Here is a 15,436-nt window from a genome sequence, read left to right as displayed (position 1 = left end):
AACGCAGTAGCGCCGATGGTAGTGTGGGAGTTCCCATGTGAGAGTAGGACATTGCTAGGCTTCTCATTCAAAGAAAAGGCTATCCTAACGGATAGCCTTTTTTTGTGAGCGAAGGGAAATCTCATACCAATTGATATCATGATCAAGTTAGACTGAGATGTTCGTTAAAATTATAATGTTTCATATAGCGGTTTGCTCTCTTTCAGCCAGCCTATAGGTTTCAACGATCTCTTCATAAAACTAAAGTCTAGTTAAATCATTCTAACTATATTATTGTCATTTTTTACTTCTATATAGTGAACTGCTAGGTTAATCATCATGAGTAGGACCTTCGCGTGAACGATTGGGGCATGTGGCGCTATAGACTTTTTATTTAGGTTATATGTGATTAATGTTTCTGTTTGTCGAGTCAACAATTAGGCTTATTCAAATATTTAATTGCTCTGATGCATAATATTGCTGAGCAAATAGAACCTCTTAAATTTATCTCTGAGCTTAGTATTGATAATACCTTTAAATATTAAATATTAAAGATAAAGTATCTACTAAAAATAAAAATATTATAAAATTTGTTATCTCTAGCTAAAGTTAAATAGAGGAGTATTTGTTAGAGAGTTTATGTTTATAAAGATCTTTAAATCTTTTTTATTTCTTAAATAGTTATTAAATTTTTTTAGAAGATAGTTAGGGATAGGAAATTCACTGTTTACGTTTTTTTTAAACCCCATATCGATATATAACCGTTGTAATTTTTTATCCGCAAAACAAATAATATGGCTATGCTCGTTTTGTAGTGCTTTAATTAATAATTGTGCATAACCCTTTCTCCTATGAAGTTCAGTAATTAGTAATGCGTGTAGTAATCCATATTGACTATTATTAGTGATATAAGAAATTATTACACTGCCAATGATGATGCTATCTCTCCTTATTATATAAGTATGATCGTAGCCCATAAAACTCGCTGAGTAGTTGTTGTCTTTATAAAAGCGTTTAATATCTTTTTTATCTTGTTTCGTCGCTTTATTTATTTCAAACATTTTTAGTTGTTCTTCAGTACTATCGGCTATTGAGTTACGTATTTTACAGCGAAAATAATAATAAAATCTGCTAATTATTTTTTATTACATGCCGATATAAATATTAAGATGGCTTGTGGGTGTGCTTAATTGCTTGTAGATAATATAAAAAATGAGATATTAATAAATGAATTGCAGTTAGGCGAGCAGCTTAACCAATGTGTTCATAAAAAAGAGCGGTCTCAATTTTCTTTATTACTGGCGATGCTTACTGATGATGTTCAAGCTCACGCACAGTTCTCACTTCCTAAATCAGAAGTAGCTACATCTCAAACAGACGAAGATAATTTAAGGAAGCAGTTTAAGTTACCTCAAGCGCAGCTTTTATCATTAAAGGAAATAGAGCAAGTTGGATCTTACAACCAAGCTGACTTAGTTCAAGGTAATAATTTATCAGAACTCCGTTTACTCAATGCCATTAACCCACCCCCTCTTGCCTTTAGAGACGACAAAAAATTTATAGCAAAAAATATACTAGAAAATACTAGTCTTTATTGTCAGAAAAAGTATAAGAGTAATAATTTAGATAACGACTTTAAAACAGCTAGGTTAGATTTTAAAGCTGCAGAGTGGTTAAACGCTATAAATAAAAGTATGAATTCAACAATGGAAAAGTCTGTTATTTAAAATTTTAAAATTTTAAATATAAATTTTCACCATATATATAAAAAAACCAGCGATTAAGCTGGTTTTTTATTTAACAGTAGAATGTGTTTACATCATGATGTTATTGAGGCTTTGTTGGGCCTGCTGAGCTTTTATTTATAACACTAGATACCATAGCAGCACGGCCCGATATCGTGTGTTTAGGCCTTTCTTCAAGACTTAATGAAGCTGTTGGGATATCTCCTACAATGGCGGTTGCAACTGGTTTAGTCATCGGTGAGGATGCTTTACCTTGTTTAACATTTGCGGCTGCCTTTGTACCTTTTGGCATTTTAGCTTTTCTTACCGTTTTAGGTTTAACAGGTTTTGTTTCTTCTGTTACAGTTTCAATTTTAGTATCTGTATCTGTAACAGCAGAAGCGTTTTCTATTGTATTACCTTGTTCTATAGGAGTTGTTTCTGTTTTGTTAATTACTTCACTTTCAACAACTACTTCAACGGTAGTATTAGTTTGTTCTGAAACTTCAACTGCTTCATCAACATTAGTTTCAACAGGTGTCGTTTCTAGCTTATCCGTTTCTTGAGTAACTTGTTCTACAGCCGGTTTCTCAGGAATCGTATTTTCGATAACAGGAGCCTCAGTAGACAATTCAGAAGTTGTTGCTACTTTAGTAACCATAGTAGCATTCACTGCTTCAACTTTAGTTTCTTCATCTGTTGTTGGCGTAGGCTGTTTAGCTACCACTTCGTGTGATACTTTTTCTTTAGCTGAAGCTGGTTTAGCTTTTTGAACTTCAGGAGTATTGTCTACTGAAGAGCTTTCCACATTAGTATCATCAAGAGGTAAGTTCTGTTGAACTTCACCAGTAGAACCTTCGACTGCTACTGTTACTTGAATTTCTGTTGATTCAGGGTAACGAGAGTCAATAGGGTCAGCTTTGTTTTCTGATGTAACTTCAACGCTATTTACTTCTGTATCATTGTTTTGACGACGTCTTCGTTGACCGTTGGTACGTAAATGCCTAGGAGTGCGTCTGTTTCTGGTACGTTCCTCAGTATTACTCTTTTCAGTTACAACAACTGGTGTTTCGCCAGCAGTTGTTGTAGCTGTTGCAACAGTATCTAAAGTTACCTTTTCAGGAGTAGGCGTGGCTTTAGCTGGCACCACATCGTTCGCTTTGTTTGCTTCTGTCGCTTTAGGAGCTGAGCGTTGATCATTTACTCTTACTTTTTTACGATTATTACGACGTTGCCTACGTTCAGCAACTTTTTCTTCTTTAGGCTTAGTCTCTTTATTATGAACAGGTTTACGTGCTGGTTTATTAGATTTAACGTCTTTAGTATCAACATCAGGTTTTGGATGAGGAGTACGTTTCTCGTTACGTTTGTCGTTTCGAGGGTTACGTTTATTATTTTGTCGGCCTTGCTGAGGTCTACGTTTACTGTCTGTTTTAGGAGCTGGTGCTTTTACGGGCTCTTCAACTTTTTCAGTAACAAACAAGTTCTTTAACCAATTTAAAAGGCCGCCACTTGTTTTAGTATTTACTTCTGTTTTAACTGCAGATGCTTGTACTGGTTGTTGTGCTGGAGCATTTTGTTTAGGAGAAGACATGCCTTGTAGGGCTGGTTCGTCTTTCTTAATAGCTTCAGCAAACTTAGGCATTATAGCTTCTTCAACTACCGCTTGTTTGATAGGTAAGTTGTAGCTTGCTTCTGTAATCGTTTCATCTTCTTTTATTCTCACTACTTCATATTGAGGTGTGTCCATATGAGGGTTAGGGATAATTAACACATGAACACCGTGATGTTTTTCAACATGCATTACAGAACGACGTTTTTCATTTAACAGGTAAGTAGCAACAGGAACTGGAACATGTGCTTGAACATGTAAGGTGTTCTCTTTAATCGCTTCCTCTTCCATTAAACGAAGTATAGATAGGGCTAAAGATTCAACACCACGTACATGACCTGTACCATTACAGCGAGGACATACACCTTGGCTAGTTTCACCAATTGATGGACGTAAACGTTGGCGAGACATTTCAAGTAAACCGAAACGAGAAATACGGCCTAATTGGATACGTGCTCGGTCTGGTCTTACAGCATCGCGCATTCTGTTTTCAACTTCACGTTGATGGCGTACTGGCGTCATATCAATAAAATCGATAACAACTAAACCACCTAAGTCACGAAGTCTTAATTGACGGGCTATTTCTTCAGCCGCCTCTAGGTTTGTATTAAATGCTGTTTCTTCAATATCTCCGCCTTTTGTTGCTCTAGCTGAGTTAATATCGATAGAAGTCATTGCTTCGGTAGGATCAATTACAATTGAACCACCTGAAGGTAAACGAACTTCACGTTGAAAGGCTGATTCAATTTGAGATTCAATTTGATAATGAGTAAATAAAGGCACGTCATTTGTGTAAAGCTTAACTTTGCTAATAAAGTCTGGGCGAACAACTTCAATATGCTTTTTAACTTCTTCAAATGTTTTAGGGCGATCTATTAAAATTTCGCCAATATCACGTCTTAAATAATCACGGATTGCTCTTTTTATAACATCAGTTTCTTGATGAATTAAGAATGGAGCAGGGCGATTTTCTGAGGCGTTTTCAATAGCTTTCCAATGATGTAAAAGAACACTTAAATCCCATTCTAATTCATCATAGGCTTTACCCACACCAGCAGTACGAACAATAAGTCCCATGCCTTTCGGTAAATTAAGTTTACTTAAAGAATTTTTAAGATCAGTTCTTTCGTCGCCCTCAATTCTACGAGATATACCACCTGCTCTAGGGTTGTTAGGCATTAAGACCAAATAACTTCCCGCTAAACTGATAAAGGTAGTTAGTGCTGCGCCTTTTTGGCCACGTTCTTCTTTATCAATTTGAACAATAACTTCTTGCCCTTCGTGGAGTACTTCTTTAATGCTTGGTCTGCCTTGAAAAGAATATCCTTTAGGGAAGTATTCTCTAGCAATCTCTTTCATTGGTAGGAAGCCGTGACGATCAGCACCGTAGTCAACGAAGGCAGCTTCTAAAGATGGTTCGATACGAGTGATTTTGGCTTTGTAAATATTCGATTTTTTTTGTTCATGGCCAGGGCTTTCTATATCTAAATCATATAGTTGCTGTCCGTCAACGAGGGCTACACGCAATTCTTCTGATTGGGTAGCATTGATTAACATACGTTTCATAGTTGTGTGACTCTTTTTTAGTCACAGCACACAATTTGCTATGTACACAAAGCAATCTTGGTAAAGTAGAACAGCAATTCGTCAACCTCTCGATTGTCAATCTTAATACGCCATATTACGTAGTAAGCTGTTATAAAATCTGATTGTATTAATCTAACTATGATATTTTATCATAGTGAATATATTTCTTTATGTTAGTCAGCATGGGTGCTGTGTAAATTTTAGTAAAAGGTTGTTAGCGATGGGGTAGTTGACACGATAGTTTTTATCGTTTTTGTCTTTCTCTACATCTGAAATTATTCATTTACTAAATATTGTTACAATGGTTCTTATGCGCCGGATAAAATGTTTATGTAGTCTCTTTAACTGTTTACATTTGTCAGATGTGTTAAATGTTACAAAAGGCCATTCAATTAAGATGTCGTTTTATTCATCTCGAATAACGCATAGTAAAGTAGCCGCATTATATCTCTTACGTTTCGCTCAGAACTTCCATTTATTAGTTTAGTACTTATTCAAAATACTAACCTTCCTATTATCCCACTATATTGTTGTGTTTAGCAATGAAATACCTAATTTAATTCGCTTAATTATCACATGAATTGTGATAAACTTGGTTAATTGAAGAAAATAATAGTAATGAATCGCTTGAAAGAAAATAATACGGATGAAAATGATAGACCTAAAGTTAGGTTTATTACGATTGACAGTGAAGACGCTGGTCAACGAGTAGACAATTTTTTAGTTAAAACCCTTAAAGGTGTTCCTAAAAGTCATATTTATAGATTATTGCGTAAGGGTGAAATTCGTGCGAATAAAAAACGTATTAAACCTGAATATAAATTAGTTGATAAAGATGTTTTACGCGTAGCTCCCATCAGGTTAGCTGAAAAAACGGATACTGTTTCAACACAGCTCAACATAGTTGCTAATTTAGAAAAACAAATATTGTTTGAAGATGAACGTTTAATTGTTATTAATAAACCTTCGGGTATGGCTGTTCATGGTGGTAGTGGTTTAAATTTTGGTTTAATTGAAGCCATGAGAGCGCTTAGACCTGATGCAAGAATGCTAGAACTCGTGCATCGTTTAGATAGAGATACTTCCGGATGTTTAGTTATCGCAAAAAAACGTTCGGCATTAAGAAACCTTCATGAACAACTACGAAATAAAACTGTACAAAAGTTTTATCATGCTTTAGTTAAAGGTCAATGGTCTGCAAAAGTAACAAAAGTTACTGAAGGTTTAAGAAAGAACGATTTAAAATCTGGTGAGCGCGTTGTTATTGTAGATAACATTAATGGTAAAGAGTCAGAAACACGCTTTAAGATTTTACAGCAATATCAAAATGCCACTTTAGTTAGAGCATTTCCTGTAACAGGTAGAACACATCAAATTCGTGTTCACTGTCAAGTTAAAGGTCATGCAATAGCATGTGATGAAAAATATGGTAATGAAGCCTTTGATGCAGAAATGAAATCAATTGGCCTTAAACGCTTGTTTTTACATGCTGCAAGCATTGAGTTTACTCATCCTTTAAGTAATGAACGAATGAAAATTGAAGCGCCATTGGATGCTGATTTGCAAAAATCCTTAAATAAATTAGTGAAAGCGCGAGGGTAAAAAGAGTCATGTCAAATTACAAATTAGTTATTTTTGATTGGGATGGCACCCTTATGGATTCGGTTGGAAAGATTGTTTTATCTATGCAAGCCGCAGCTAAAGTATTAAATTTAACTCCAGCTACTTTTGAACAAGGTAAAAGTATTATTGGTTTAAGTTTGAGTAAAGGTATTGAACAATTATTTCCTCAATCTTCTACTGAGTTACAAGACAAGATAGAAAAAGAGTACAAGTATCAATATTTAGAAGTAAATAATACGCCAACCCCTTTATTTGATAATGCATTAAAATTACTAACAAGCTTAAAAGAAAGTAATGTTTTACTTGCCGTCGCTACTGGAAAAGCAAGACCTGGATTAGAACGCGTTTTAAATATGACAGAAACAGAACATTTATTTGATGCAACACGCTCAGCGAGCGATTGCCGTTCAAAACCTGATCCTGAAATGATCACGTCATTATTAACTGAGCTCAATATAGATGCATGTGATGCAGTAATGATAGGAGATACTAGTTTTGATATGGAAATGGCAAAACACGCGAATGTTGATCGAATTGGTGTTAGCTTCGGTGCACATGCTATTGATGTACTTAATCAGTTCGAACCTAAAGCAATTGTTCATTCATTAGATGAGTTAGAAAAGCTTTTAATACATAAAAACAGCACAATTTAAACACGTTATAAATAATAAAAATTTAAAGCTATTCTTTTATTTATAAAGGGATAGCTTTTTTAATTTATAGAATAATAATAATGATTTATTGCTCACTTAATACATCAAAGTTATGTTGTTTAAATAAGCTGACTAATTTAATAAGAGGTAAACCTATTAGAGCATTAGGGTCTTCACCTTCTAGTTTATTAAATAGGCAGATACCTAATCCCTCACTTTTAAAGCTCCCTGCACAGTTGTATGGTTCTTCTGCTTTTATGTAGTTTTCAATTTCTGTTTGAGATAGTTCATTAAAGCGTACAGTAAAAGGTTCAACCAATGAATGTACTTTATTTGTTGAGCTGTCTAAAACACAAAGGCCTGTATAAAACGTTACTGCTTTACCGCTAAACTTAGTCAGCTGTTTTACGGCATTATCAAAGTTATGGGGTTTTCCTAAAATTTCGTCATCGCATAAAGCTACTTGGTCAGAACCTATAATAAGGGCATTAGGAAAATTAGAAATTGCTTGGGCTTTTTCTATAGCAAGTCGTTCAACAAGTTCTATAGGGGTTTCACCTTTATGAGCCGTTTCATCTATATCAGGTTTTGCACATTCAAAGGGAATATTTAACTTCTGTAATAATGCTTTACGAAAAGGGGAGGTAGAACCCAATACAATTGTTCTAGAGGCCATTAACTTGTCTCAATAAAAATAATGTTAGTGTTAATATAGAGACAATATTAACTTTTTAAAGCAATTAATGTAATTTTCTTTTGACACATCAGGCTCAGGGCATTAATATGCGCGGCTTATGAAGAATCTTAAACTCCCGATAACGATAGATCCATTTAAAAGTGCCCAGCGAAGGTTGGAGTGCGAAGGTGTGTTTAAATTATCTGGAATGAATAGATTGCTTGCTGTGTGTGAGTCAAGCAGCGAGCAAGTTAAAGCTAAGTTTAATTTTGATGTGGATGAACGCGGACTGAATGTACTTTCAGGTGCTGGTTCGGCATTAGTTAAACTTACTTGTCAGCGTTGTACTGAAGCGTTTGAATATGAATTAAAAGCGGATTTCGTTTTTAGTCCTGTTAAAAATCAAGATGCAATTGCTGAATTGCCGTCATATTATGACGCAATAGAATTAGATGAAAATGGTGAAGTTAATTTACTTGAATTACTGGAAGAAGAATTTTTAATTTCTATCCCATTAATTCCCAGGCATGAACCTAAAGATTGTTCGGCTCCGGCTGACAGCGTTTGGGGTGAACTACCTGAAGAGTTAGAGAAACCAAATCCATTTGATGTATTAAAACAACTTAAATAGTTGAATTTATTTAACTCAATAACCGAATTTAGGAGTAGGTAATGGCAGTTCAAAAGAGCAAGAAGTCTCGTTCAAGACGTGGCATGCGCCGTTCACATGATGCTTTAACCACTGAAAACTTATCAGTAGATCCAGTTTCAGGTGAAACGCATCGTCGTCACCATGTAACAGCTGATGGCTTTTACAAAGGCGTTAAAGTAATTAACAAATAGTTTAAAACTATATTGTTATCAAAAATCACTATTTTCTAGCTGATATTTTGAATGTTCTAGTGTTTCTAACTTTTCCATATAAAAAGTAATGAGTACTGTAATGTTTATTTTAAACAAAATAACAACTTTATGAATAGTGATTGTAATCTAACTATTTCGTTAGATATTATGGGGGGCGATAAAGGCCCCCTAATAACTATACCTGCTGCAATTATGGCTATTCAAAAGTTGCCTGATTTGCATCTTATTCTTTGTGGCGATGAGTCCCTTATCTCACAAGAACTTGCTAAAAATAACCTTAAAGGTTCCCCCCAACTTTCTATTTGTCATACAACTGAAACTGTTGAAATGGACGAATTACCTGCTAGTGCGCTCAGAAACAAAAAAGATTCATCAATGCGTAAGTCTATTGATTTAGTTCGAAACAATAAAGCTCAAGCTTGTGTTAGCGCAGGAAATACAGGAGCTTTGTTTTCTATGGCTCATTATGTATTGAAGATGTTACCTGGTGTAGAGCGTCCCGCTCTCATTTCAGCTTTACCTACCCATGACGATAATAAACATGTTTTTATGCTAGATTTAGGGGCAAATGTTTTCTGCGACTCTAATGTACTCTATCAATTTGCTATTATGGGATCTGTTTTAGCTGAAGAAGTTGATAGTATAGAAAGTCCTAGGGTTGCCTTATTGAATATGGGAACTGAAAATATTAAGGGAAGTGATCACATCAAGTTTACGGCCGCTCAGTTAGAGGCTAATCCTTATATTAATTATATTGGTTTTGTTGAAGGGAATGATATTCTCTCTAATAAAGCTGATGTTATCGTTTGTGATGGTTTTGTGGGGAATGTTGCTCTGAAAACCTGTGAAGGTGTAGCATTAATGGTTTATAGTAAATTTAAATCAGTATTATCTCAACATATGTTTACGCGTTTACTCGGTAAGTTTTTTGCCTCAACAATTAAAAAGCTTTTTAAATCGTTGAACCCCGACCAGTACAATGGTGCAAGTTTGATAGGATTGCGTGGCATTGTGGTGAAGAGCCACGGAAATGCAAGTTCATTGGCATTTCTTGCTGCAATTATGGAAGCAGCTAAAGAGGTGGAAAGACAAGTTCCAGATAAAATAAGAAAAAAACTGGAACAAAGCTTAGCTGATTAATTTTTTATCATGTTATATAAAACAATAACATTCAATTAGAACATTCAATTAGAATATAATTAGGTACTAAAAATGCAAAATAATTTGGCGTTTGTTTTCCCAGGACAAGGATCTCAAGCTGTTTCTATGCTTGCTGATTTTGCTGATGAAACAGTTATCCAAAATACCTTCAAAGAGGCTTCTGAAGCTCTAGGTTATGATGTATGGCAACTTATTTCTGAAGGGCCTGCAGAGAAACTCAATCAAACAAACTATACACAACCTGCGTTATTAACAGCAAGTGTTGCTTTATGGCGTTTATGGTCTGCTAAATCTGATATTAAACCTGCTACATTAGCAGGCCATAGTTTAGGGGAATACTCTGCATTGGTTTGCGCTGATATTATTGATCTTGGTGCAGCCGTTAAACTTGTTCGAAAACGTGGTGAATTAATGCAAGCATCTGTACCTGAAGGGGTAGGCGCTATGGCTGCTGTTATCGGTTTAGGTGATGCAGAAATTATTGCTGCATGTGAACAAGCTCAAGAACAAGAAATTGTTTCAGCTGTTAACTTCAATTCGCCTGGTCAAGTGGTTATTGCAGGTCATAAATCAGCAGTAGAGCGCGCTGGTTTATTATGCAAAGAAGCTGGAGCTAAACGCGTATTACCTCTTCCTGTGAGTGTTCCTTCTCATTGTGCTTTAATGAAGAGCGCAGCAGATGAATTAGCGAAAGAATTAGATCACATTACTTTTAATGCTCCAAGTATTCCTGTTATTAATAATGTTGATGTTACCGTTGAGAGTTCAGCAGAAAAAATTAAAAGTGCACTGGTAAGGCAGTTATATTCACCAGTACGCTGGACTGAAACAATTGAATTATTAGCAAAAAATGGCTGTACGCAGGTTTTAGAGATAGGACCTGGAAAAGTTTTACAAGGTTTATTAAAAAGAATTGATAAATCAGTTTCATGTGAATCAGTTAATGATAATGCATCATTAACTAAAGCATTAGAATTAATTAAATAGGTTTAAATATGTTTTCATTAGAAGGTAAAGTCGCTTTAGTTACAGGTGCCAGTCGTGGTATTGGTAAAGCTATTGCTAGTCAATTGAAAAATTTGGGCGCAACGGTTATCGGTACGGCAACTTCCGAAGGCGGAGCTGATAAAATTAGTGAGTATTTAGGAGAAGGTAACGGCCTAGTATTGAATGTAACAGACAATGATTCTATTGCTGCTTTATTCGATAATATTAAAGATAAATACGGTGCTATAGATATTCTTGTTAATAATGCAGGAATTACTAAAGATAATTTATTTATGCGAATGAAAGATGATGAATGGCAAGATATTATTGATACAAACCTTTCTTCTGTATTTAAATTAAGTAAAGCTGCAATTAGACCTATGATGAAAAAACGTAACGGTAGGATCATTAATATAGGTTCTGTTGTGGGTAGCATGGGAAATGCAGGTCAAGTTAACTATGCAACAGCTAAAGCGGGATTATTAGGTTTTACTAAATCTCTTGCAAGAGAAGTTGCTTCTCGTGGCATTACTGTTAATACCGTTGCACCAGGTTTTATTGATACTGACATGACTCAAACATTAACAGATGAGCAAAAAGAAGGTATATTTTCGCAAGTACCAGCGAATCGTTTAGGTAAGCCAGAAGAAATTGCTAACGCAGTTGCTTTTTTAGCTTCAGACACAGCAGCTTATATTACGGGCGAAACATTGCACGTTAATGGCGGTATGTACATGTTATAGTTGATTTTATTGTTTATAAAATCTATTATATATTTTAAATGCCATCAGGTTGGACCAGTAATAAAAATAAAATTAGTTACTTGCAAGCTAAGCTTTTGGCGAATACACTACATGCAATTTGAAAAATAGCATTTTCTAGTAAAGGAAAAAAAATGAGTACTATCGAAGAACGCGTAAAAAAAATTACTATTGAGCAATTAGGTGTAAGTGAAGCAGAAGTTAAAACTGAATCTTCATTTGTTGATGATTTAGGTGCTGATTCATTAGATACAGTAGAATTAGTTATGGCGTTAGAAGAAGAATTTGATACTGAAATTCCTGACGAAGAAGCTGAAAAAATCACTACAGTTCAAGCAGCTATTGATTACGTAAACGCTAACCAATAATTGTTATATATTTAAGGCGGTTTTTACACCGCCTTAAATATTTTAAAAATACTATTCGTAGCAATATATAATATTTATTTCACGAATATAATCCTTTCTAATATTCTTTTCTATCGGAGGCAACTCATCCTATGCGGCGTGTTGTAGTTACCGGTCTAGGTATGTTAAGCCCTTTGGGCAACAATCCTGAAACAACTTGGCAAAACTTACTACTTGGTAAAAGTGGTATTAGCGATATTCAGCATTTTGATACAACTGAGTACCCTACAAAATTTGCAGGTTTAATCAAAGATTTTAATGCTGAAGACTATATGGCTCGTAAAGAAGCCAAAAAAATGGATCTATTTATCCAATATGGTGTAGCGGCTGGTGTGCAAGCAATTCAAGACTCAGGTTTAGAAATAACTGAAGAGAATGCTACGCGTGTTGGTGTTGCTGTTGGTGCTGGAATTGGTGGTTTAGGACTTATTGAAGAAAACTTCGAGAAAATGCTTAAAACAAGCCCTCGTAAGCTATCTCCTTTCTTTGTTCCTTCTACAATCATTAATATGATTGCGGGTCACCTGTCTATTATGCACGGCCTTAAAGGCCCTAATATTTCTATTGTTACTGCTTGTACAAGTGGTGTTCATAATATTGGGCATGCAGCTAGAATGATCGCTTACGGCGATGCTGATGCTATGCTTGCTGGTGGTGCTGAAAAAGCCTCAACTAAAATGGGGATGGGGGGATTTGGTGCAGCAAGAGCTTTATCAACACGTAATGATGATCCTCAAGCCGCTTCAAGGCCTTGGGATAAAGATAGAGACGGTTTTGTTTTAGGTGATGGCGCTGGTGTTCTAATGCTTGAAGAATATGAACAAGCTAAGGCTCGTGGAGCTAAGATTTATGCCGAACTTGTAGGCTTTGGTATGAGTGGTGATGCATACCACATGACATCTCCTCCTGCTGATGGTGCTGGCGCTGCTTTAGCAATGGCTAACGCTATTAACGATGCAAAAGTTGATGTAGCAAATATTGGGTATATTAACGCTCATGGTACATCGACCCCTGCTGGTGATATAGCGGAAACCAATGCTGTTAAGTCGGTTTTTGGACAATATGCTGATAAAGTCATGATGGGTTCTACTAAATCGATGACAGGGCATTTATTAGGTGCTGCTGGAGCGGTTGAAGCAATATTCAGTATTCAAGCATTAGTTAAAAATGCTGTTCCACCAACAATTAATTTAGACAATCCTGATGAAGGTTGTGATCTAGATTATATTGCGAATACTGCTAGAGATGTATCTCTAGAATATGCTTTGTGTAACTCGTTTGGTTTTGGTGGTACAAACGGTTCATTAATTTTCAAAAAAATGTAAGTTGATGCCAGTACAGCATTAAGTGTTATTTAACACTTGAATCACAGTAATGAAACCTGAATACTTGTTTACAATTATTCAGGTTTTTTATTTTATGTTATTTAATTGATGAACATATCCTCACAAATTCTATTTTTTGTGTTATTCACTTCTAATAAATAATAAACTACATCTTCTATGTTTGTACGACTAATCTAAGTGTTTAAATAACTATGTATTTCCAATCAGTTAATGGACAACAAGTTAACCATATATCTATCAATGATAGAGGTTTAGCTTATGGTGATGGTATATTTACTACGGCTAAAGTGAATAATGGTCAAATAGAACTTATACACCAGCATATAAATCGTTTAAAGACAGGTTGTTGTTTATTCAAAATCTTAGGTGTTGATTTTATTGCGTTAGAGAATGAGCTCATTGAATGTTGTAAAACCTATGATTTGGCTGTGCTTAAAGTCGTTATAACGTCAGGCGAAGGTGGGAGAGGTTACTCTCGGCTCGGTGTTAGTCCTCCAAATATTATTATCAAAGTATCAGAGTTTCCGACTAAATACCTCCACTGGTCACAATCAGGTATTACATTAGCTGATGCCTCAATTAAGTTAGGTATTAATCCTTTGTTTTCTGGGGTTAAGCATTTAAATAGGTTAGAGCAAGTTTTGATCAGAGATGAGTTAGATCAAACGAGTTACGATGATTTACTCGTATTTAATATATATGGTGAAGTTATAGAAACAACATGCGCAAATGTTTTTTGGTTTGAAAATGGTGATATTTTTACACCAGAAATCAAAGACAGCGGGGTAGCGGGTATACAACGAGCTGAAGTTTTAAGAAAACATCCTAGTACTAAAATCATTAAAGCAAAAGCTTCCGACATTCTAAGAGCACAATCAATGTTTATTACCAATTCTATTATGGAAATAGTCCCGATAATAAATTATGCAGGTAATAAACTTAATATTGACCAAGTTCATCAATTTAAAGCACTTATAGCGAACATTAATTAATGCTAAAAAAGTTAGTTTTTTCTGTCATTTTAATTTTCATATTACTTCCTGTAGCTTTATATGGTTACATTAACAAAGAAGTACATAAGAAAATACCTCTGCTTGAGCCTGAACTTATTACTATTAATAAAGGCACAACGATTAGCTCTTTTTCTAGAGAACTTGTAAAGAAAGGTTGGATAGAGACTAACTTTTGGCTTAAAGCTTACATTAAGTTAACCCCTGAATTAAGTGCTTTAAAGCAAGGCTCATTCCTTATTCCAACAGACATTAACTACGTTGATCTAATCACACTTCTCGTTAAAGGCAAAGAACATCAATTCGCTATAACCTTCATTGAAGGCAGTACATTAAAAGACTGGCTAATAGCTTTGGCAAACGATAAAAACTTAACACAGAAAGCAACCGAGCTTTCTGTGAATAATGTGGCCAAATATTTAGGTTTAGAGCATCAAAATGCAGAAGGTTTATTTTTCCCTGATACCTACTTTTTTACTTCAGGGACTTCGACATTAGAAATACTTCGTAGAGCGAATAAGAGAATGACTAAAGAATTAGAGTCTTTATGGAATGAGAGGGATCCTCATTTACCTTATGAAAACGCGTATGAAGCGTTAATTATGGCTTCCATTATTGAAAAAGAAAGCGCCTTACAAAGTGAGCATCCTGTTATTAGCTCTGTTTTTATTAATCGGTTAAATAAAAATATGCGTCTGCAAACTGACCCTACAGTTATTTATGGCTTAGGTGACCGGTATAAAGGAGATATTAAACGAATCCATCTGCGAGAAAAAACAGCGTATAACACCTATCGTATTCATGGTCTGCCACCTACACCTATTGCTATGCCTGGAAAGCTAGCACTAAAAGCAGCAATGCATCCTGATACAACCGATTATTTATATTTTGTTAGTGATGGTTATGGAAAACATGTATTTTCAAAAACATTGAAAGAACATAACAAAGCGGTTGCTGAGTACTTGTCTGCGACTAAAAGTAAAGAGCTAGAGATTCAGCGTCGCCTTAGTTATGATATACCTGATTTTAAAAGTAAATTTTAATAA

At 35.1% G+C, this 15,436-nt stretch carries 15 protein-coding genes; 12 read left to right on the top strand and 3 right to left on the bottom strand.

What is annotated here, in order from left to right:
* Window positions 1-578: 578 nt before the first annotated feature.
* Window positions 579-1,040: a GNAT family N-acetyltransferase gene (locus B0X80_RS18100; RefSeq protein WP_077342851.1), complete on the bottom strand. Its 462-nt coding sequence runs from the start codon at window positions 1,038-1,040 to the stop codon at window positions 579-581.
* Window positions 1,041-1,169: 129 nt separating this feature from the next.
* Here B0X80_RS18100 and B0X80_RS18095 point away from each other — a divergent pair, with 129 nt between their 5' ends.
* Complete coding sequence (locus tag B0X80_RS18095) at window positions 1,170-1,706, top strand: VC2046/SO_2500 family protein (protein WP_077342849.1); 537 nt, start codon at window positions 1,170-1,172, stop codon at window positions 1,704-1,706.
* Between the two features lie 100 nt (window positions 1,707-1,806).
* Here B0X80_RS18095 and rne read toward each other — a convergent pair whose 3' ends face one another.
* On the bottom strand, window positions 1,807-4,881 hold the full coding sequence (gene rne, locus B0X80_RS18090; RefSeq protein ID WP_077342847.1) for a ribonuclease E: 3,075 nt from the start codon (window positions 4,879-4,881) through the stop codon (window positions 1,807-1,809).
* Window positions 4,882-5,520: 639 nt separating this feature from the next.
* Between rne and rluC the strand changes: the two genes are divergently transcribed.
* Both rluC and B0X80_RS18080 read left to right on the top strand, forming a co-directional pair.
* A complete protein-coding gene (gene rluC / locus B0X80_RS18085) occupies window positions 5,521-6,504 on the top strand; it encodes a 23S rRNA pseudouridine(955/2504/2580) synthase RluC (RefSeq protein ID WP_077342845.1) in 984 nt (327 codons plus the stop codon).
* An 8-nt stretch (window positions 6,505-6,512) separates the two neighbouring features.
* Window positions 6,513-7,178 (top strand): HAD-IA family hydrolase, encoded by a 666-nt coding sequence (locus B0X80_RS18080; protein WP_077342843.1) that lies wholly within the window; start codon window positions 6,513-6,515, stop codon window positions 7,176-7,178.
* Window positions 7,179-7,263: 85 nt separating this feature from the next.
* On the opposite strand, the gene B0X80_RS18075 is transcribed toward B0X80_RS18080, so the two are convergent.
* The gene (locus B0X80_RS18075; protein ID WP_077342842.1) at window positions 7,264-7,854 is read right to left on the bottom strand and encodes a Maf family protein; all 591 of its coding nucleotides are present in this window, start codon (window positions 7,852-7,854) and stop codon (window positions 7,264-7,266) included.
* A 118-nt stretch (window positions 7,855-7,972) separates the two neighbouring features.
* Between B0X80_RS18075 and yceD the strand changes: the two genes are divergently transcribed.
* From yceD to mltG, 9 genes are all read left to right on the top strand, one after another.
* On the top strand, window positions 7,973-8,485 hold the full coding sequence (gene yceD / locus B0X80_RS18070; RefSeq protein WP_077342840.1) for a 23S rRNA accumulation protein YceD: 513 nt from the start codon (window positions 7,973-7,975) through the stop codon (window positions 8,483-8,485).
* Window positions 8,486-8,526: 41 nt separating this feature from the next.
* Complete coding sequence (gene rpmF, locus B0X80_RS18065) at window positions 8,527-8,697, top strand: 50S ribosomal protein L32 (RefSeq protein WP_076417850.1); 171 nt, start codon at window positions 8,527-8,529, stop codon at window positions 8,695-8,697.
* Between the two features lie 129 nt (window positions 8,698-8,826).
* On the top strand, window positions 8,827-9,858 hold the full coding sequence (gene plsX, locus B0X80_RS18060) for a phosphate acyltransferase PlsX (protein WP_077342838.1): 1,032 nt from the start codon (window positions 8,827-8,829) through the stop codon (window positions 9,856-9,858).
* A gap of 72 nt (window positions 9,859-9,930) precedes the next feature.
* Complete coding sequence (fabD, locus tag B0X80_RS18055; protein ID WP_077342836.1) at window positions 9,931-10,866, top strand: ACP S-malonyltransferase; 936 nt, start codon at window positions 9,931-9,933, stop codon at window positions 10,864-10,866.
* Window positions 10,867-10,874: 8 nt separating this feature from the next.
* A complete protein-coding gene (gene fabG, locus B0X80_RS18050; RefSeq protein ID WP_077342834.1) occupies window positions 10,875-11,609 on the top strand; it encodes a 3-oxoacyl-ACP reductase FabG in 735 nt (244 codons plus the stop codon).
* 152 nt (window positions 11,610-11,761) lie between these two features.
* Entirely contained in the window at window positions 11,762-11,995 is a 234-nt protein-coding gene (gene acpP, locus B0X80_RS18045; RefSeq protein WP_076417854.1) for an acyl carrier protein, read from the top strand.
* Window positions 11,996-12,126: 131 nt separating this feature from the next.
* On the top strand, window positions 12,127-13,359 hold the full coding sequence (gene fabF, locus B0X80_RS18040; RefSeq protein WP_077342832.1) for a beta-ketoacyl-ACP synthase II: 1,233 nt from the start codon (window positions 12,127-12,129) through the stop codon (window positions 13,357-13,359).
* A gap of 212 nt (window positions 13,360-13,571) precedes the next feature.
* Window positions 13,572-14,372 (top strand): aminodeoxychorismate lyase, encoded by an 801-nt coding sequence (gene pabC / locus B0X80_RS18035; RefSeq protein ID WP_077342830.1) that lies wholly within the window; start codon window positions 13,572-13,574, stop codon window positions 14,370-14,372.
* Entirely contained in the window at window positions 14,372-15,433 is a 1,062-nt protein-coding gene (gene mltG / locus B0X80_RS18030; RefSeq protein WP_077342828.1) for an endolytic transglycosylase MltG, read from the top strand. The genes pabC and mltG overlap by 1 nt, the downstream gene beginning before the upstream one ends.
* The last annotated feature ends 3 nt before the right edge of the window (window positions 15,434-15,436 follow it).

This window comes from Pseudocolwellia agarivorans (genome assembly GCF_002000085.1).
In the GTDB taxonomy this organism is placed as follows: domain Bacteria; phylum Pseudomonadota; class Gammaproteobacteria; order Enterobacterales; family Alteromonadaceae; genus Pseudocolwellia; species Pseudocolwellia agarivorans.
Note: the sequence above shows the minus strand (reverse complement) of the source record. Positions and strands in the feature narration are given on the sequence as shown.